At 68.5% G+C, this 15,051-nt stretch carries 17 protein-coding genes; 10 read left to right on the top strand and 7 right to left on the bottom strand.

Annotation, left to right across the window (positions count from 1 at the left end; all coding sequences use genetic code 11):
* Positions 1–109: 109 nt before the first annotated feature.
* The 3 genes from ACZ5PO_RS17965 to ACZ5PO_RS17955 all read left to right on the top strand — a co-directional run bounded on the left by ACZ5PO_RS17965 (position 110) and on the right by ACZ5PO_RS17955 (position 2,082).
* Positions 110–1,450 (top strand): LLM class flavin-dependent oxidoreductase, encoded by a 1,341-nt coding sequence (locus ACZ5PO_RS17965; protein ID WP_464195899.1) that lies wholly within the window; start codon positions 110–112, stop codon positions 1,448–1,450.
* A gap of 105 nt (positions 1,451–1,555) precedes the next feature.
* Complete coding sequence (locus tag ACZ5PO_RS17960; RefSeq protein WP_464196886.1) at positions 1,556–1,756, top strand: antitoxin MazE-like protein; 201 nt, start codon at positions 1,556–1,558, stop codon at positions 1,754–1,756.
* On the top strand, positions 1,753–2,082 hold the full coding sequence (locus tag ACZ5PO_RS17955; protein ID WP_464195897.1) for a type II toxin-antitoxin system PemK/MazF family toxin: 330 nt from the start codon (positions 1,753–1,755) through the stop codon (positions 2,080–2,082). The genes ACZ5PO_RS17960 and ACZ5PO_RS17955 overlap by 4 nt, the downstream gene beginning before the upstream one ends.
* A gap of 87 nt (positions 2,083–2,169) precedes the next feature.
* Here ACZ5PO_RS17955 and ACZ5PO_RS17950 read toward each other — a convergent pair whose 3' ends face one another.
* Positions 2,170–2,547, bottom strand: a complete 378-nt coding sequence (locus tag ACZ5PO_RS17950) for a VOC family protein (RefSeq protein ID WP_464195895.1) — start codon at positions 2,545–2,547, stop codon at positions 2,170–2,172.
* Between the two features lie 23 nt (positions 2,548–2,570).
* A complete protein-coding gene (locus ACZ5PO_RS17945; RefSeq protein ID WP_464195893.1) occupies positions 2,571–3,107 on the bottom strand; it encodes a hypothetical protein in 537 nt (178 codons plus the stop codon).
* Positions 3,108–3,202: 95 nt separating this feature from the next.
* Between ACZ5PO_RS17945 and ACZ5PO_RS17940 the strand changes: the two genes are divergently transcribed.
* Positions 3,203–4,054 carry a helix-turn-helix domain-containing protein gene (locus tag ACZ5PO_RS17940; protein ID WP_464195891.1) on the top strand — a complete coding sequence of 284 codons (852 nt, stop codon included), beginning with the start codon at positions 3,203–3,205 and terminating at the stop codon, positions 4,052–4,054.
* Positions 4,055–4,145: 91 nt separating this feature from the next.
* On the opposite strand, the gene ACZ5PO_RS17935 is transcribed toward ACZ5PO_RS17940, so the two are convergent.
* From ACZ5PO_RS17935 to ACZ5PO_RS17925, 3 genes are all read right to left on the bottom strand, one after another.
* Positions 4,146–5,378, bottom strand: a complete 1,233-nt coding sequence (locus ACZ5PO_RS17935; protein WP_464195889.1) for an NAD(P)/FAD-dependent oxidoreductase — start codon at positions 5,376–5,378, stop codon at positions 4,146–4,148.
* Between the two features lie 105 nt (positions 5,379–5,483).
* The gene (locus ACZ5PO_RS17930) at positions 5,484–5,636 is read right to left on the bottom strand and encodes a hypothetical protein (RefSeq protein WP_464195887.1); all 153 of its coding nucleotides are present in this window, start codon (positions 5,634–5,636) and stop codon (positions 5,484–5,486) included.
* Positions 5,620–6,006 (bottom strand): hypothetical protein, encoded by a 387-nt coding sequence (locus tag ACZ5PO_RS17925; protein WP_464195885.1) that lies wholly within the window; start codon positions 6,004–6,006, stop codon positions 5,620–5,622. The genes ACZ5PO_RS17930 and ACZ5PO_RS17925 overlap by 17 nt, the downstream gene beginning before the upstream one ends.
* Here ACZ5PO_RS17925 and ACZ5PO_RS17920 point away from each other — a divergent pair.
* From ACZ5PO_RS17920 to ACZ5PO_RS17910, 3 genes are all read left to right on the top strand, one after another.
* Entirely contained in the window at positions 6,005–6,826 is an 822-nt protein-coding gene (locus ACZ5PO_RS17920; RefSeq protein ID WP_464195883.1) for a hypothetical protein, read from the top strand. The genes ACZ5PO_RS17925 and ACZ5PO_RS17920 overlap by 2 nt on opposite strands.
* A 431-nt stretch (positions 6,827–7,257) precedes the next feature.
* A complete protein-coding gene (locus tag ACZ5PO_RS17915) occupies positions 7,258–8,517 on the top strand; it encodes an MFS transporter (RefSeq protein WP_464195881.1) in 1,260 nt (419 codons plus the stop codon).
* A gap of 253 nt (positions 8,518–8,770) precedes the next feature.
* Positions 8,771–9,922, top strand: coding sequence for an adenylate/guanylate cyclase domain-containing protein (locus tag ACZ5PO_RS17910; RefSeq protein WP_464195879.1), 1,152 nt, complete (start codon positions 8,771–8,773; stop codon positions 9,920–9,922).
* A 105-nt stretch (positions 9,923–10,027) separates the two neighbouring features.
* Here ACZ5PO_RS17910 and ACZ5PO_RS17905 read toward each other — a convergent pair whose 3' ends face one another.
* Complete coding sequence (locus tag ACZ5PO_RS17905) at positions 10,028–10,492, bottom strand: hypothetical protein (protein WP_464195877.1); 465 nt, start codon at positions 10,490–10,492, stop codon at positions 10,028–10,030.
* 203 nt (positions 10,493–10,695) lie between these two features.
* Positions 10,696–11,289: an alpha-ketoglutarate-dependent dioxygenase AlkB gene (locus ACZ5PO_RS17900; protein ID WP_464195875.1), complete on the bottom strand. Its 594-nt coding sequence runs from the start codon at positions 11,287–11,289 to the stop codon at positions 10,696–10,698.
* A 136-nt stretch (positions 11,290–11,425) separates the two neighbouring features.
* Between ACZ5PO_RS17900 and ACZ5PO_RS17895 the strand changes: the two genes are divergently transcribed.
* From ACZ5PO_RS17895 to ACZ5PO_RS17885, 3 genes are all read left to right on the top strand, one after another.
* Entirely contained in the window at positions 11,426–12,562 is a 1,137-nt protein-coding gene (locus ACZ5PO_RS17895; protein ID WP_464195873.1) for a helix-turn-helix transcriptional regulator, read from the top strand.
* An 81-nt stretch (positions 12,563–12,643) separates the two neighbouring features.
* Positions 12,644–13,477 carry an Ivy family c-type lysozyme inhibitor gene (locus tag ACZ5PO_RS17890; RefSeq protein ID WP_464195871.1) on the top strand — a complete coding sequence of 278 codons (834 nt, stop codon included), beginning with the start codon at positions 12,644–12,646 and terminating at the stop codon, positions 13,475–13,477.
* A gap of 639 nt (positions 13,478–14,116) precedes the next feature.
* Positions 14,117–15,037 (top strand): AAA family ATPase, encoded by a 921-nt coding sequence (locus ACZ5PO_RS17885; protein WP_464196884.1) that lies wholly within the window; start codon positions 14,117–14,119, stop codon positions 15,035–15,037.
* The last annotated feature ends 14 nt before the right edge of the window (positions 15,038–15,051 follow it).

Here is a 15,051-nt window from a genome sequence, read left to right as displayed (position 1 = left end):
ATCGCAAAAGAAGCGATCCGGATTCAAGAAGTTGGCGCATTTCTTCCCGATCAGATGACCTCATCTGGTCGGGAAATGCTCTAGCCCGGATCACCACCAGGAGCATCTCATGCCATCGGCCGCCAAGAAGAAGGCCCATCTGCTCGGTTTCATTCAGCATGGCGTCAACAGCCATGCCACCGGCATGTGGCGCAACACCAAGGACAAGATCGGCTTCGACTTCGCCCGACCCGAATACTGGCATCATATGGCGCGCACCATGGAGCGCGGCCTGTTCGACGCCATGTTCATCGCCGACGAGCTCGCCCCCTATTCCACCTTCCAGGACAGTTCCGACGCCACGGTGAGATACGCCGTCCAGTGCCCGACGCACGAGCCATCGACGATCGTGCCCATCATCACCGGCGCCACCAGGCATCTGGGCGTCGGCGTGACCCTGTCGACCATGTTCACGCACCCCTACGCCATGTGCCGCATCCTCTCCAGCCTCGACCATCTGTCGAGCGGCCGTGTCGCCTGGAACGTGGTCAGCTCCTACTCGAAGAGCGAGTGGGAGGCGTACGGCCACGTCGACATGACGCCGCGCTCGGAGCGCTACGAGAAGATGGAAGAATACATGGACGTCTGCTATCAGCTCTGGGACTCCTGGGGGCCTGATGCCATCGTCGCCGACAAGGAAACCGGCATCTATGCCGACCCGAGCAAGATCAGGCTGGTCGATCACGACGGCAAATACTTCAAATGCAAGGGCCGCCACTTCTGCGCGCCGTCGCCGCAGGGCCGCCCGGTCATCTGGCAGGCCGGCTCGTCCGGCCGTGGCCGCGACTTCGCCGCCAAGCATGCGGAAGCCATCTTCGCGGTTCATCCAGGCGTAGAGCGTATGCGCCATTATGCCGACGACCTGAACCAGCGGCTCGAGACGACGTTCAGTCGGCCCGCCGGCAGCGTCAAGCTGATCTATGGGCTGCAGACGGTGGTGGCCGAAACCCGTTCGGAAGCGCAGGAGAAATACGAGCGCATCAAGGCCTGCATTCCGCTGGAAGGCGCCATCGCCTGGATCTCCGGCCATTTCGGCCTCGACTTTTCGAAGATGGACCCGAACGAGAACGTGCAGAACATCGAAGTGCCGGGCATCCAGGGCCTCTTCGAATCGATCATCTACGCCAAGGACCCGCTCGGCAAAGTGCCGGTGACGGTCAAGGAGGCGGCGCTGATCTACGCGCAGGGGATGGGCATGCCCGTCGCCGTGGGCACGGCGCGCGACATCGCCGACCAGATGGAGACCTATATGGACGAGGGCGGCGCCGACGGCTTCATGCTCGCCGCCACCTACACGCCGGGCTGCTTCGAGGAGTTCGTCGACCTCGTGGTGCCGGAGCTGCAGCGCCGCGGCCGCCTGCGCACGGCCTACGAGGGCACCACGCTGCGGGAGAACCTGCTGGCGTCGTAAAGCGGTCGTGCGCCAGCCCAACAGTTGTGCCGCTCTCTGTAACGCGTTACGCTTCTGTCTGGGCTCGATGTTGGAGGGCCGGACGTGACGGCACCCGCTGAGCGAATGAGGATGATGCGCGATCGTCGGCGCTCGCAGGGCTTGCGCGAGTTGCGGCTGATACTGCCGGACGCGCGTTCGCCCTTGGTGCGACGACGGGTAGCGAGCCAGGTCGCCGGCCTCCGCGACGCTGGCGAACGGGATGCACTTGACTGGATCGAGGCCGTCTCCGAGTTCGACGAGACGGACGCTTCCGAGCGCCCATGAGACGTGGCGACGTTGTCGTCGTCGCGGCGGCAGGCGACTACGGAAAGCCGCGTCCTGCGGTCATCGTTCAGACGAACGCGTTCCCTGAAAGCCATGCGTCTGTCGTGATTTGCCAAATGACGTCCGAGCTGTCCGATGCGCCGGATTTCCGCGTCACGATTGATCCGAGCGGCGCGAACGGATTGCGCATAAGATCCCAGGTCATGGCCGACAAGCCGGTAACAGTCCGACGTGAGCGAATTAGCCAAGTCATCGGCGAGCTCGCGCCCGACGATATCAGACGGCTCAACGTTGCTCTCGCGTTCGTCCTTGGGCTCGCGGACTGATCCTCACGAGCCGCTGACCGGGTCGCCCCCAACCGTCGCGGCCGCCTGAATGACCGATGCGGCCGCGCTCGCCATCGAATAGCGCGTTCAACCCGGGCCGTCGCGGTAGGCCTCCAGACGGTAGCCGTCGGGATCCACCACGAAGGCCGCGTAGTAGCCTGGCCCGTAAGCGGGGCGCACGCCGGGAGGGCCATTGTCGCGCCCGCCTGCCGCGAGTGCGGCGGCATGGAACGCATCGACGGCCCGGCGGCTGGGCGCATCGAAGCAGACATGCAGGTTGGATCGGTCATCGGCAGGGACCGGGTGCTCCGTCGCGCCGATCCAGAAAGCGACCGCTCCGTCGCCGTAGCCCAGGGATGTGTCGTCGGCGCTCAGGCATCGATAGCCAAGGGCAGAGAGGACGCTGTCGTAGAAGGACTTGGCGCGGGCAATGTCGCGCACGCCGATCGAGATATGATTGATCATCGGACAACTCCTGAAGCTGGCGTTCACGCGGCGGAACGGCGGGCGTGGACGTCGAGCTGCAACATCCAGGTCACGCCGTCGTCGAGCGAGCGCTCGCCGCGCCAATGGAAGCCTGTTTCGGTGATCTCGGTGAAGCTCCAGCGCAGGATGGCGGCGTTTTCAGCGCTGCCCACCTGGATGATGCCCTTCTGATCGGCGCGGCCAACCTGCCGGGTGTAGATTTGACGTAGAGGATCGGCCCATACGATGTGCCAGGCATCGAGGCCGGGGTCATAGACGCGCAACGTCGTGCCGTGGAAGACGCCCGGCAGGATCCACACGTCCTGGATGGCTCGACCTGCGAGAACCCAGCCGGCATGGATCTCGCCATGGCCGGTGTGCACGGTCCCGTCATCGCGATAGAGGGTGGCGTCCATTCCCCAGCTGCCGACCAGCCAGCCATAGAGCCCGAGCTTGTCGACCCGGTCCGGGTCCGGATGATCGGCGGCAAGCGCACGCACGAGGGAGGACACTGACGCCGGCGGCGTTGCCGTCGGCGGGTTGGGATGGATCAGATTCATGGCGGACCTTCCGGCTGACGCTGAGGCCTCCTACCTAGAATCACAGGCGCCGGGGGCGCTTGGGAAAAACTGCTATCAGTATCCGTATGGGATCGATGATCGCACAGCCCCTTGGCGAAGGCCCCGGCTGGCAAGCCTTCGATGTCGTCTGCACCGCCGGACCGCACGACCGGCCCTACGAGGAGCGCCACGACAACGTCTGCATTGCCGCGGTGATCGACGGCACCTTCCAATACGAGAGCAGCCAGGGCGACGCGACCCTGGTGCCCGGCGCGCTGCTGCTCGGCAATCCCGGCACCTGCTTCCACTGCGGGCATGAGCACGGCACCGGCGATCGCTGCGTCTCGTTCCAGTTTGCGCCGGCGTATTGGGAGAGCGTCCTGGCGGATATTCCGGGTGCACGACGGTTCAGCTTCGCCGTCCCGCGGCTGCCGCCGCTGCCGCAACTGGCCGCTGTCGTCGCGGGCGCCGCGGGCGCGCTCGACAGGCCGGCCGACACCGAGGTGGAGGAACTCGGGCTACGTTTGGCCGGCGTGGTCGCAGCCGTCGCCCATGACTGCAACAGCACCCGCCGCAGGCCCAGCGCCCGCGACGTGCGACGCGCCGCCGAAGCGCTCCGGCTGGTCGCGCAGCGATGCCACGAGCCGCTCTCCATCGGCGAGCTGGCGCGCACGGTCGCCATGACCCCTTACCATTTCCTGCGCACCTTTCGGGACGTCGTCGGCGTCACGCCGCACCAGTACATCCTGCGCAGCCGGCTGCATCGTGCCGCAGTTCGCATCCGCCGCACGGAAGAGCCCATCTCGACCATCGCCTTCGACGAGGGCTTCGGCGACCTGTCGACCTTCAATCGCCGCTTCCGCAAGCTGCTGGGCGTAAGCCCGATCGGCTATCGGCAGGCGCTCGCGACCGGCGGCGTGGCGCGCCCGAACCGCATCGACTCTTAGAGCGGGCTGATCTCTCTGCGAGTCATCATCCCGCTCCAAGTCTTTGTTTCGAGCACGATCCTGTCCAAAAACCGGTGTCCACCTTTTGGGATCATGCTCGAGCCGCCGGGCGCGCCTGGATGATCGGCGCCGCCGCGGCCAGAATGGCTGCCGGGTCGCCGTCGAGCGGTGGGTAGATGCGGCTGCCGTTGATCGTGCGCTTGATGCTCTTGGCGGCGGCGCCCGCGGCGACGATCGTGCCCCGGTCCCAGCCGGAGGTGTAGAGCGCTCCCCATGGTCCCAGGTCCAGGATGGTGACGTAGTCGGGCGCGGCGAAGGGCACCCGCTCGCCATCGCGGCCCAGCACGTCGCACACCGCATTGTGCCCGGCCAGGCGCCCCATCGGCCGGGCGTGCTGGCAGGACATCACGGTTGGGTGCCCGGCCTCATCGGCGCGGGCGACGGCGGCATCGCCGGCGGCATAGACGCCCGCCACGCCCGCGACCCGCAGGAAGGCGTCCACCGGCAGCCGGCCCAGCGCGTCGCAGGGCACGCCGAAGGCCTGCGTCAGCGGGCTGGCGCGCATGCCCGTTGCCAAGACGACGGTGGCGGCCTCGATGCGCTCGCCGCCCTCGAGCGTCACGCCGCCCGCATCGACCGCACGGACCCGCGCGTTGGAGCGCGCCTCGACGCCGAGCGCGCGCAAAGCCTCGACAATGACCGATTGCGCCACGGCGCCCATGCCGGCGCCGACCTCGCCGTGGTCGAGGAGCACCACCCGGACGGGCTCGGCACTGCCCAGGGTATCGCGCAGCCGCTGCGGCAGTTCGCAGGCGAGTTCGACGCCGACGAGACCGGCGCCGATGACGACCGCCGTGCGGGCCGCCGGGGCGGGCTCGGGCTGCGCGGCCAGCGCCGACAGGTGGCAAGCGAGGCGCCCGGCACCGTCGTAGGTATCCACATCGAGCGCCGCGCCGGCGCCAGCGACCGCAGGCGGGACGAGTGTGCTGCCGAGGGCGAACACCAGGCGGTCGTAGGGCAGGTCCCGCCCAGCGCCGCCCGGCGCCTCGACACGCACGCGCTGCCCGCACGGATCGATGGCGACCACCGTGGCGTCGACGCGGTCGACGCCGATCGGGGCGAGAACATCGTCAAGCGGCACGCGAAGCGGTGCGAGGTCGGCTTCGTAGCAACGCACCCGAATGATATGAAATGGGCCCGCGGAGACCAGAACGATCTCCAGCTCGTCGGACGTCTCTCCGAACAGCTGACGCGCCCGGGCAGCGCTGGCGGCGCTCCACAGCCCGGCAAAGCCGCCGCCGAGCACGACGATCCTCCGTGTCATCGCTTTGCCCCCATTAAGGATGAGCTGCGCCAGCGTGGCACGGTTCGCGCCGCGCTTGAAGGTGTGCCGCCCGGCCGGCCGCGTGGCGCGCTGACGTGCGGCGCCTCAGCCGGCGACGAGAACCGCGACGCATATCGCGGCGCCGGCGATCGCCAGCAGGCCGAACAGGAGGAGCCCCCGGTTGTAGGCTCCCAGGATCCGCTTGGCCCGCACGGCGGCCGAGTCGTCGCTCGGCCCGGGCTCAGGAGGCCATGCCATGTACAGTTCCCGGGACGATGAGGTCGACGGCGACAACCGACCAGTCGGTCGGCACGGCAGGAGGCATGGAGACAGCGGTGCGAAGTGCGGTCATCGGTTTGGTCCTTTGCCTTGATGCGCTGACACGCCAAAGCATCTGCAAGCCGACAACCAGCCGCGTGCTCGCAAAAAGCAGAGCAAATTCAACGAAGGAGCTGATCAGCGCGCGCCGCGTCTCGCATTCTGCAATTGCACCCCGCAACGCTGCCGCGATCTGCGAAGACAGGGCAGCCTCCGGCGGATCGGGGATGGCCAGCCCGCTCGCAACCGGAACACGAGCCCACGTGCCGAGTTCATCCCGTGCCTCGTTCGTAGGCATGGAGGGCGACATGGTAGACGTCATAGCGGTCGAGACGACGGCAACGGATCGGCGTTCGGCCACCTCCTGGGGAGCGATCTTCGCCGGCGCCACCACCTCGGTGGCGCTGACTGTCCTGCTGCTGACGCTGGCCTCCGGCGTGGGCTTCTCGACCGTATCGCCGTGGCCGGGCAGCACCATGTCCGCCCGGACCTTCGGCATCGTCACCGGCCTCTACCTCATCGTGATGGCGATGCTCGCCTCGACCATCGGTGGCTTCATCGCCGGCCGGCTCAGGCCACGGTCGAGCTCGAGCAGCGATGAAATCTACTTCCGCGACACCGCCCACGGTCTGGTCACCTGGGCGCTGGCAACCATCGTCACGGTGGGCATTCTTGGCTCGACCCTCGGCAGCCTCGCCGGCGGCGCGGCCTCGGCGCTGTCGACAGCTGCCGCAGCCGCCGGAAGTGCGGCCGCCACCCACGCATCCGACTATCTGGTCGACACGTTGCTGCGTCCCGGTGCGAATGTCGCCGCTGCGCCCAGCGCCGGCGGTGGCGAGGTGCGCGCCGAAATCGGCCGCGTGGTCACCCGCGCGCTGAGCCCCGGCGGCACCGGCCTCACATCGGCCGACAAAGCCTATGTGGCCCAGGCCATCGCAGCCCGCGCCGGCATCAGCCAGGCGGACGCCGAACGGCGCATCGACGACACCATCGACCAGGCGCGCGTGGCGGCCGACGAGGCGCGCAAGACCGCGGCAACGCTATCGCTCTGGTTCGCCGCCGCGCTGTTGGCCGGCGCCTTCTCGGCCAGCCTGGCGGCGGCCGCCGGCGGGCGCATGCGCGACGAATAACGCCGCCGAACCCGTAAGGAGGAGCACCATGGGACGCGGAATTCTGCTTTGGCTGCTGGGCGTGCCGATCCCGATCATCATCCTGCTGGCTCTATTGCGCTGATGGCGCCGCCGCGTCGGACAGGCCGCATCCGCGTTCAAAGGCGCACGAACGGCTGCAACAGGCGGCCGAGCCGCATCTCGCCCGCCGGCGATCCGCCGCTGACGGCGGCGCCTGGACGTTAGCCAAGGCCGCGCGCACCTCCACCGCTTCCGCCGGAGGCCGATCGGCACGCCGCTCAAAGGACGAAGCGGATGGCGGCGGCATGCAGGGAGCGGAGGACAGAACAGCTGTCGAAGGCGTCGCCTAGAGCATAAAAATCTGCTTATCGTCCGGGCATGCTGCCTGCAGGTTGCTCAGAGAGGGCTGTCGGCGCAGCCGGAGACATCGCGTGAACACGTCCGTGCCGCTCGCCGCCCTTCGTCCGCTGACCGACATCGACGGCCCGGCCGCCTGGCGCAGGCTCCTCGTCGCCGTCCTGCTGAGCGCGATCGGCGGCGTCGGCATGTGGTCGGTGGTCGTGGCCCTGCCGGCCGTGCAGGCCGAGTTCGGTGTCGCGCGGGCGGAGGCGAGCCTGCCCTTCACGCTCACCATGATGGGCTTCGGCCTCGGCGGCGTGGTCATCGGGCGTATGGCCGACCGCATGGGCATCACCGTGCCCTCGCTGCTGGCCACCGGGGCGCTCGCGGCCGGCTATCTGCTGTCGGCGCTCGCACCGAACATCACCGTCCTGGCCGTGATCTACGGCGCGCTGATCGGCTTCGGCGCATCCGCCGGCTTCGGGCCGCTGGTCGCCGACATCTCCCATTGGTTCGCGAGGCGACGGGGCCTCGCCATCGCCATCTGCGCCTCGGGCAACTACCTCGCCGGCACCTTCTGGCCGCCGATCGTCGAGCGCGCCATCGGTGCGTACGGCTGGCGCGCGGCCCACGTGGGCGTCGGCCTGTTCTGCGCCGTCACCATGCTGCCGCTGGCGTTGCTGCTGCGCCGCCGGCTGCGGACGGCCACGGCGGACGGTGCCGTCACCGCCACCTTCGTTCGGGCCGAGCGCGCCTTCGGCATCTCGCCGAGAACGTTGCAGGCCCTGCTGGTGGTGGCGGGCGTCGCCTGCTGCGTCGCCATGTCCATGCCCCAGGTCCACATCGTCGCCTATTGCGGCGATCTGGGCTACGGCGTCGCGCGCGGCGCCGAGATGCTGTCGCTGATGCTGGCCTGCGGCATCATCAGCCGTATCGGCTCGGGCTTCATCGCCGATCGCATCGGCGGGCTCGGGACACTGCTGCTCGGCTCGCTGCTGCAGGGGCTGGCGCTGCTGCTCTACCTGTTCTTCGACGGGCTGACGTCGCTCTACGTGATCTCGGCCCTCTTCGGCCTGTTCCAGGGCGGGATCGTGCCGAGCTACGCGATCATCATCCGCGACTATTTCCCCCCGGGGGAAGCCGGCGGACGGCTCGGACTGGTCGTGCTCGCCACCGTCGTCGGCATGGCGCTGGGCGGCTGGCTGTCGGGCAAGATCTTCGATCTCGCGGGCTCCTACCAGGCCGCCTTTCTGAACGGTCTGGGCTTCAATCTGCTGAACGCCACCATCGTCGTTTTCCTGATGGTGCGTTTCGCCGGGGGACGGCGGCGCCTGATCAGCGTTCCCGCCTGACGCGCCCGGCCTCGCGGGGCGAAAAACGCACCGCTTCGCCCCTTTTTGGCCCCGCTTTCGCTCACCTTGCCGATATAAGCGGCGAAGCCCACATGAGAGCGATGCGAGCCACCGACCGATTGAAGCTGACCGACACGGGCAGCCACCCGCAGAGCGCGAGATACGAAGCGGGCGATGGGGGGCGATCTGTTCCGTCACCACGTCATCGTACAAGTTGGCCAGCGAACTCTGGCCCGTCCTCGGCGAGGACGGGGTGAAATCGAGCGTCGCCATCCGCGACTGGCTGCTGGTCGAAGCGCGGCAGACCCGTGATTCCAACCTGATCCTGTCCGGGCTGAGCGAGCGGCTGAACGGTGCCGGCATTCCGGTGGATCGCGCGTCCCTGGTGATCGAGACGCTGCACGCCCAGCACGCCGCCGTAGGCCGCGTGTGGATCAAGGGGCAGGCGACCGTCGAGGCCGAGGAGTTCGCCTACGTTCGCGACGCCAGCGACAACTACATGCGCAGCCCGTTCTACGCCGTGCACCAGACACGCGCGCCGCTGGCGCTGCGGCTGGACGAGATACCGGACGACCTCTACAGCATCGTGCCCTCGCTCAAGGCGAGCGGCTACATCCACTATCTGTGCTTTCCCATGTTCTTCGCCAACGGCGACGAGAACGGCATCTCGTTTGCCACGCGCGATCCCAACGGCTTCACCGAGGCGCACATCGCCTTCCTGAAGCTGCTGATGCCGGCCATCGCCGCCGTAGTGGAGATCGTCGCCGGCTATCTCTCGCTCGACTCCCTGCTGCGCATCTACATCGGCGATGAGCCGCACAAGCTGGTGCTGAACGGCGACGTGCGGCGCGGCCAAGTGAGCCGGATCCGATCGGCCATCCTGTTCGCCGACATGCGTGGCTACACGCACCTGTCGTCCGGCATCAGCCCGGAGGAAACGGTCGACCTGCTCAACGCCTATTTCGACTGCCTGGTCCCGCCGATCGAGCAGGAGGGCGGCGAAGTGCTGAAGTACCTGGGCGACGGCCTCCTGGCCATCTTCCGGGATCGCGGCGACGACACCGGCGGCGCGGCCCGGGCGGCCCTGGACGCGGCCCGCCAATCGCTGCAGCTGCTCGAGGACCTCAACCAGGCGGGCACGCTGCCGGTGCGCATCGAGGCCGGCATCGCCCTCCACCATGGCGACGCCGCTTACGGCAACGTCGGCTCCGGCGCCCGGCTCGACTTCACGGTGGTGGGCCGGGACGTGAACCTCACGAGCCGCCTCGCCGGGCTGAACAAGGTGCTGAGCGAGCCGCTGATCATGTCGGAGGCCTTCACCAACCACCTGTGGGGCGATCCTGTGCTGCTCGGCCGCTTCGCGCTCGACGGCATCACCGACGAGATCGCGGTCTACAAGCCCTGACCTTCGCTCAAGCCGGCTCAGGCGGGTGTATCGGCGGGCGCTGCCCACTCGGCCCGTCGATGGGAGCCGCCGGTCGCGCGGCTCCCTTCCCTCTCACCGCTGTGGTCAGGCTTGTGCGGATGCTTCCAGCGCCTTGCCGACCTCGACGAGCGTGGCCTTCTCCGCATCGCTGACCTGGACGCCGCCGAAGCCGAGGAAACCACCTTCGCTCGAGGCTTCCGCGGTCTTCTGGGCAACCTGCTGCAGCCAGGTCTTGAAGCCCTGCGCATCCGCCGGATCCTTGGCCGACACGATCTGGCCCACCTGGGTCAGCGCGGCAAGGACCTGCTGCTTAATCTCGGCCGGCGATTTGCCCGTGAGCTCGGCCTTGATGCCGTCACGCGCCGCGGTGCGCCCGTCCGACGTTTCCATATCGGCGGCGATGGCCTTGGCAAGAGCATTGGCGCCGGCGTCGTTCTTGGCCGCCAGCAGGGCCAGGCCGCTGGCCATGCCTTCCTTCATCGTGCCCCACAGGCCGCTGGGATCAGCCAGCGTCACCGCCAGGGACGCGAGCATCGGGCTGCCCAGCACGAGCTTCCACTCGTCGGCGGAAAAGTCTGCTTTCGTGACCATGGTGTCCTCGCCTCATGGGAGTCGACGGAAGGTCCGGGCCTTTCGCCGGGGCGTCGAGACTAACATGCGCTCGACGCGGATGGAGCCGGCCCGGATACAACCTCAATGAGACCGCGCCTTAACAATGACGTGACAGGCGGCAGCCTGACGTCGCCGGCCTGTCACGGCTCGCCTTGCCGCCGACGCCCCGTCTCGGACAGGCTGCGGAAGGTGACCGACCATCGCGTCACGTCCATCGCAGCGATGCTGTGCTCCCAGTCGTGGCGTGCCGGCCCGCTCAGATGATAGATCGAGCGAGGCTCCAGCGGCGCCGAGGCGCGCTCGAAGCCGCCAGGCTTGCGCCGTCTGAAGCGCATGACGGCCGACGCGCCGAGCGAAACGCCGAGGATGTGCTCGAAGAGCGGCCGATCGCGGTGCCAGCCGATCCCTGCGCCCGGATCATAGCGGGTCAGCAAGGCCTGAACGAGCTCGTCGGGCGCAAGCCCGGCGAACCGCGCCGCCCGCTCGCGCAGCGGCGTGAGCCATGCCGGAATTGGATCGGTAGGCGCAAAGCTTGCATTGTCGAAGTCGTAGCGCCAGCCGAAGGACGCGGTCAGCCGTTTACCGAGCCAGCCCTGGAAGCGGAAGGGCGCGAGGTCGGCAGCATCGATCGCGGCCATCAGAGCCTGCTCCTCGGCCGGCGCGATGATCGCGGCGGCCTGGCGGAGGCCTGTGAGCCCTGGCGAGGTGAACAGATCCTGCTGAACGGCTGGCATACCCCGTCCCATCCCAAAGACAATCACCCCATTCATATGGGAAGAGTGCCGAACCCATGGTGCCGCCGCTGTCCCACTGGATGGCCGGCATGATCCCGCCCCCCTCGTGGCCGGCGATGCCGGCGAGGTCTTCCCAATGCCGCTCGCTCACCTCTCGGAGCTGATCGGACTGCTCTACGATGCAGCCGCGGAGCCGCATCTGTGGACCGGAATCGCACCGCGGATCGCGGCCGCCTTCGACTCCACCAGCACCGTCGTCAAGTTCCATGGCGCCCAGGGCGACGTGCAGTTGCTGGAGACCACGGACAACATGGTGGTGCCGGACAGGCTGCAGGACTGGGCGGAGGACTGGCACCGGCGCGACCTCTGGGTGCAGCGCACCGTGTCCTACGGCATGGACCGGATCGTCACGGCCGAGATGCTGGTGACGCCTGACGAGCAGCGGAGCAGCGGCTTCTATCGGGAATTTCTGGCGCAGTTCGACATCCACCATATGGTCGGGGCTGCCTTCTCGAGCGGCGACGGGGCTGTCGGTGTCCTGGGTATCCATCGGCCGAAAGGCGGCCGCGCCTATAGGAAAGCGGACCAGCACAAGGCCGCATTGCTCCTGCCCCATCTTCAGCGGGCGGTGCGCCTCGGCCGGCACCTGTCGAAGGCGCGGTTGGCGGAGGCGGCCGCCCTCGACGCGCTCGACCGGCTGGATACGGGCGTCGTCGTTCTCGATCGCGCCGGCCGCGTCGTCCACGCCAACACGGCCGCGGAAGCGGTGCTGCGGGGCGATGGAGAGCTCGGCAGCTCCTACGGCCGCCTCTACCTGCGGGACGTCTTGCTGCAGGAGCGCTTCGCCCAGCTGGTGCGGACTGCCATCGCAGCGGCGGCCGGGCGGCCGCCATCAGCTGGGCCCACGTCCCTCGCGGTGCCGCGGACGGACCGGTTGCCGCTCACCCTGTCGGTCACCCCCCTGCGGCCGGGCTGGTCGCGGGGCCGCGATCCAGGACCGATGGCCCTGGTCTTCCTCAAGGACCCCGAGCGGGCCACCCTGCACCTCGGCCGCCTGCGCGAGCTGTTCGGCCTCACGCCGACGGAGGCCGTGATTGCGGCGGACCTCGGCGGCGGCAAATCGCTCGACGCTATTGCCGAGCGACACCAGATCGGCCTTGGGACGGTGCGCTGGCACGTGAAGCGGATCCTCGCCAAGACGGGCACGGTGCGTCAGGCGGAAGCCGTCGCACTGCTCGCCCGCAGCGTCGCAGCGCTGCCGGAGCCGGAGTAGGCAGCCCCCTTATCTGGGAGGCGCGCAAAGCGATCTTGCGATGCGAAAATCAATGGGAAAGCCTCTTTTGCCGGACCTCCCATGCGCCACCTGCCTGAAACGCCATATCCGACGCTGCTGTCTTTCCTGGCCTGGCTGGTGCTGTCCACCGGCCCGGCGGCGGCGCAGTCCATCAGCATCCGCGATTTCCCGAAGACTTTCGGCAGCTTTGCGCCCGGCGGCGATTGTGCCCGGCAGCCGCGCGTCGCGTTGGGTCGAGACGGCATCCGGCTCGACACGACAGCCGGGGCCGGCTTCTTCCCGAAGCCCGACGTAATGCTGGGCTATGTCGGGCGCGAAGACCATTCGACCACCTTCTTCCTCCAAGGGCCTGGAGAAGGGCTGGTGATGTCGGTCGAGGGGAACAAGCTCTGGACGACCGGCGGCGAACACCTGGGGCCGGCCGAGCGCGCCGTGCACGCCGTCGCCGACATAAACAAGCCGCCGCTGCGCCGCTGCGGGGCGCAGCGGGCCGAGCCGGCTCCCCCGCCGGCGCCGGCGGCCCCCAAGATGCGGGCGAGCCCGGCGCGCAACGTCGATGAGCTGATGCGCCGCGGCTATAAGGACGACCCGGGCTTCGCCGACGCCTATCGGCGGGCGCTTGGTCCGCTGGCGCGCGAGGGCTGGCTGATCGATCTCGACGGTCCCGGCGACACGCGGGTCGCGACCATGGCCGGCGCCCGCTATCTCCAGGTGGAGAGCTGCAAGGAGCACGACTGCGGCGACAACGCCATGGTGGTGCTCTATCAGCCCGACAGCGGGGCGCTCTACGGCATCGTCTCGCTGCGCCGCCGGAGGATGACGATCGGCCACCCGCCAGCGGGCCTCATGCCCGAGCTGGCACGCCGCTGGCAGGCGGCATGGCCGAACGGCTGACGGCCGGCGACAAGCCGGCCAGCCGCTCGGCTCGCAACGTCGAGACACCTCGCGGCGGGCGGTCGGCACCGGCGACCGCGGCTCGTGGTCGCGGGCGGACGACCGAACCGCCGGGCGAACAGGCGACGACATGCCCGGCGCGGGGCGGCGGCCGCGCCGCACGCCGCCGGCCTGCTGGCCGCGCGGGCAAATCCTGAAGCGCTTCCTTTTGCGATCGGGGGACATCACCTGATCGCAGAAGGAAGCGTTCCGGATTCGAAGAGTTACAGCATTTGCCGATCAGATGACCTCATCCGGTCGGCCAATGCTCCAGGCGATCGCATGCGCGCATGCGCGGTCAACAGGGCCTGTTCACCCCCAGTCAGCGGACGATCCTGACACCGGACGGCGGCGCGAGCGCAAGGCGGGCCGCCCGTCGGCCACGGCTGGGACGAGTTGCCCCCCATCCCGACATGACCGAAAAATAACCTTCGGGAAGGTTCGGCGCGAAGCGCTGGCGCGGTATAGGAACTCCAGCTGAAAGCCGAGTGGAATGGCCTCTCGATGAATCCGACCGATCAAGCCGCCCGGGCGCAGGTGGTGCCTGCGCCCCCGGCGGCCGCCGACCCGCGCGACGAATTCGACCGCCTCGCCGACTACATGAATACGTGCATCCTCGGACAGAGCGCGTTCGTCGATCTGCTGCTGGTGGCGGTGCTGGCCGATGGCCATCTGCTGGTGGAGGGCGCGCCGGGCCTCGCCAAGACCAAGGCGATCAAGGCGCTGGCGCGGGCGATCCGCTGCGAGGACCAGCGCATCCAGTTCACCCCAGACCTGCTGCCGTCGGACCTGACCGGCACCGACATCTACCGGCCGGAGGACGGCAGCTTCCGCTTCCAGCCGGGACCGGTGTTCCACAACTTCATCCTGGCCGACGAGATCAACCGGGCACCGGCCAAGGTCCAGGCCGCGCTGCTCGAGGCCATGGCGGAGCGTCAGGTAACGGTCGGCGGCGTCACCTATGCCTTGCCCGAGCTTTTCCTGGTGATGGCGACCCAGAATCCGATCGAGCAGGAGGGCACCTATCCGCTGCCGGAGGCGCAGCTCGACCGCTTTCTGCTGCACGTGAAGCTCGATTATCCCGACCTCTCGGCGGAACGCCAGATCCTGAGGCTGGTGCGCGGCGAGGCGCAGGGCGAGATGATCGAGTTCGGCGAGCCGATGACGCAGGCCGTCATCTTCGCCGCCCGCCAGGACGCGCTGGCCAGCTACATGTCCGAGGCGGTCGAGGAATACCTGCTGCAATTCGTGTTCGCGACGCGCAATCCCGAGCGCTACGGCAAGGACCTCGCCGGCGTCGTCGCCTTCGGGGCCAGCCCCCGCGGCACTATCGCCCTCGACCGCTGCGCCCGCGCCCACGCCTGGCTTCAGGACCGCGACTACGTCGTGCCCGAGGACGTGCAGGCGATCGCCAAGGCCGTGCTGCGCCACCGCATCCTGCTGACCTTCGAGGCCCAGGCCGACGGCATGACGCCGGACCAGATCCTCGATGCCCTGATCGCCCGCGTGCCCGTGAGCTGAAACCCCGCCGTTCC

It is taken from the genome of Chelatococcus sp. KU-N122, from assembly GCF_055391085.1.
This window is presented reverse-complemented; position numbering and strand designations above follow the sequence as displayed.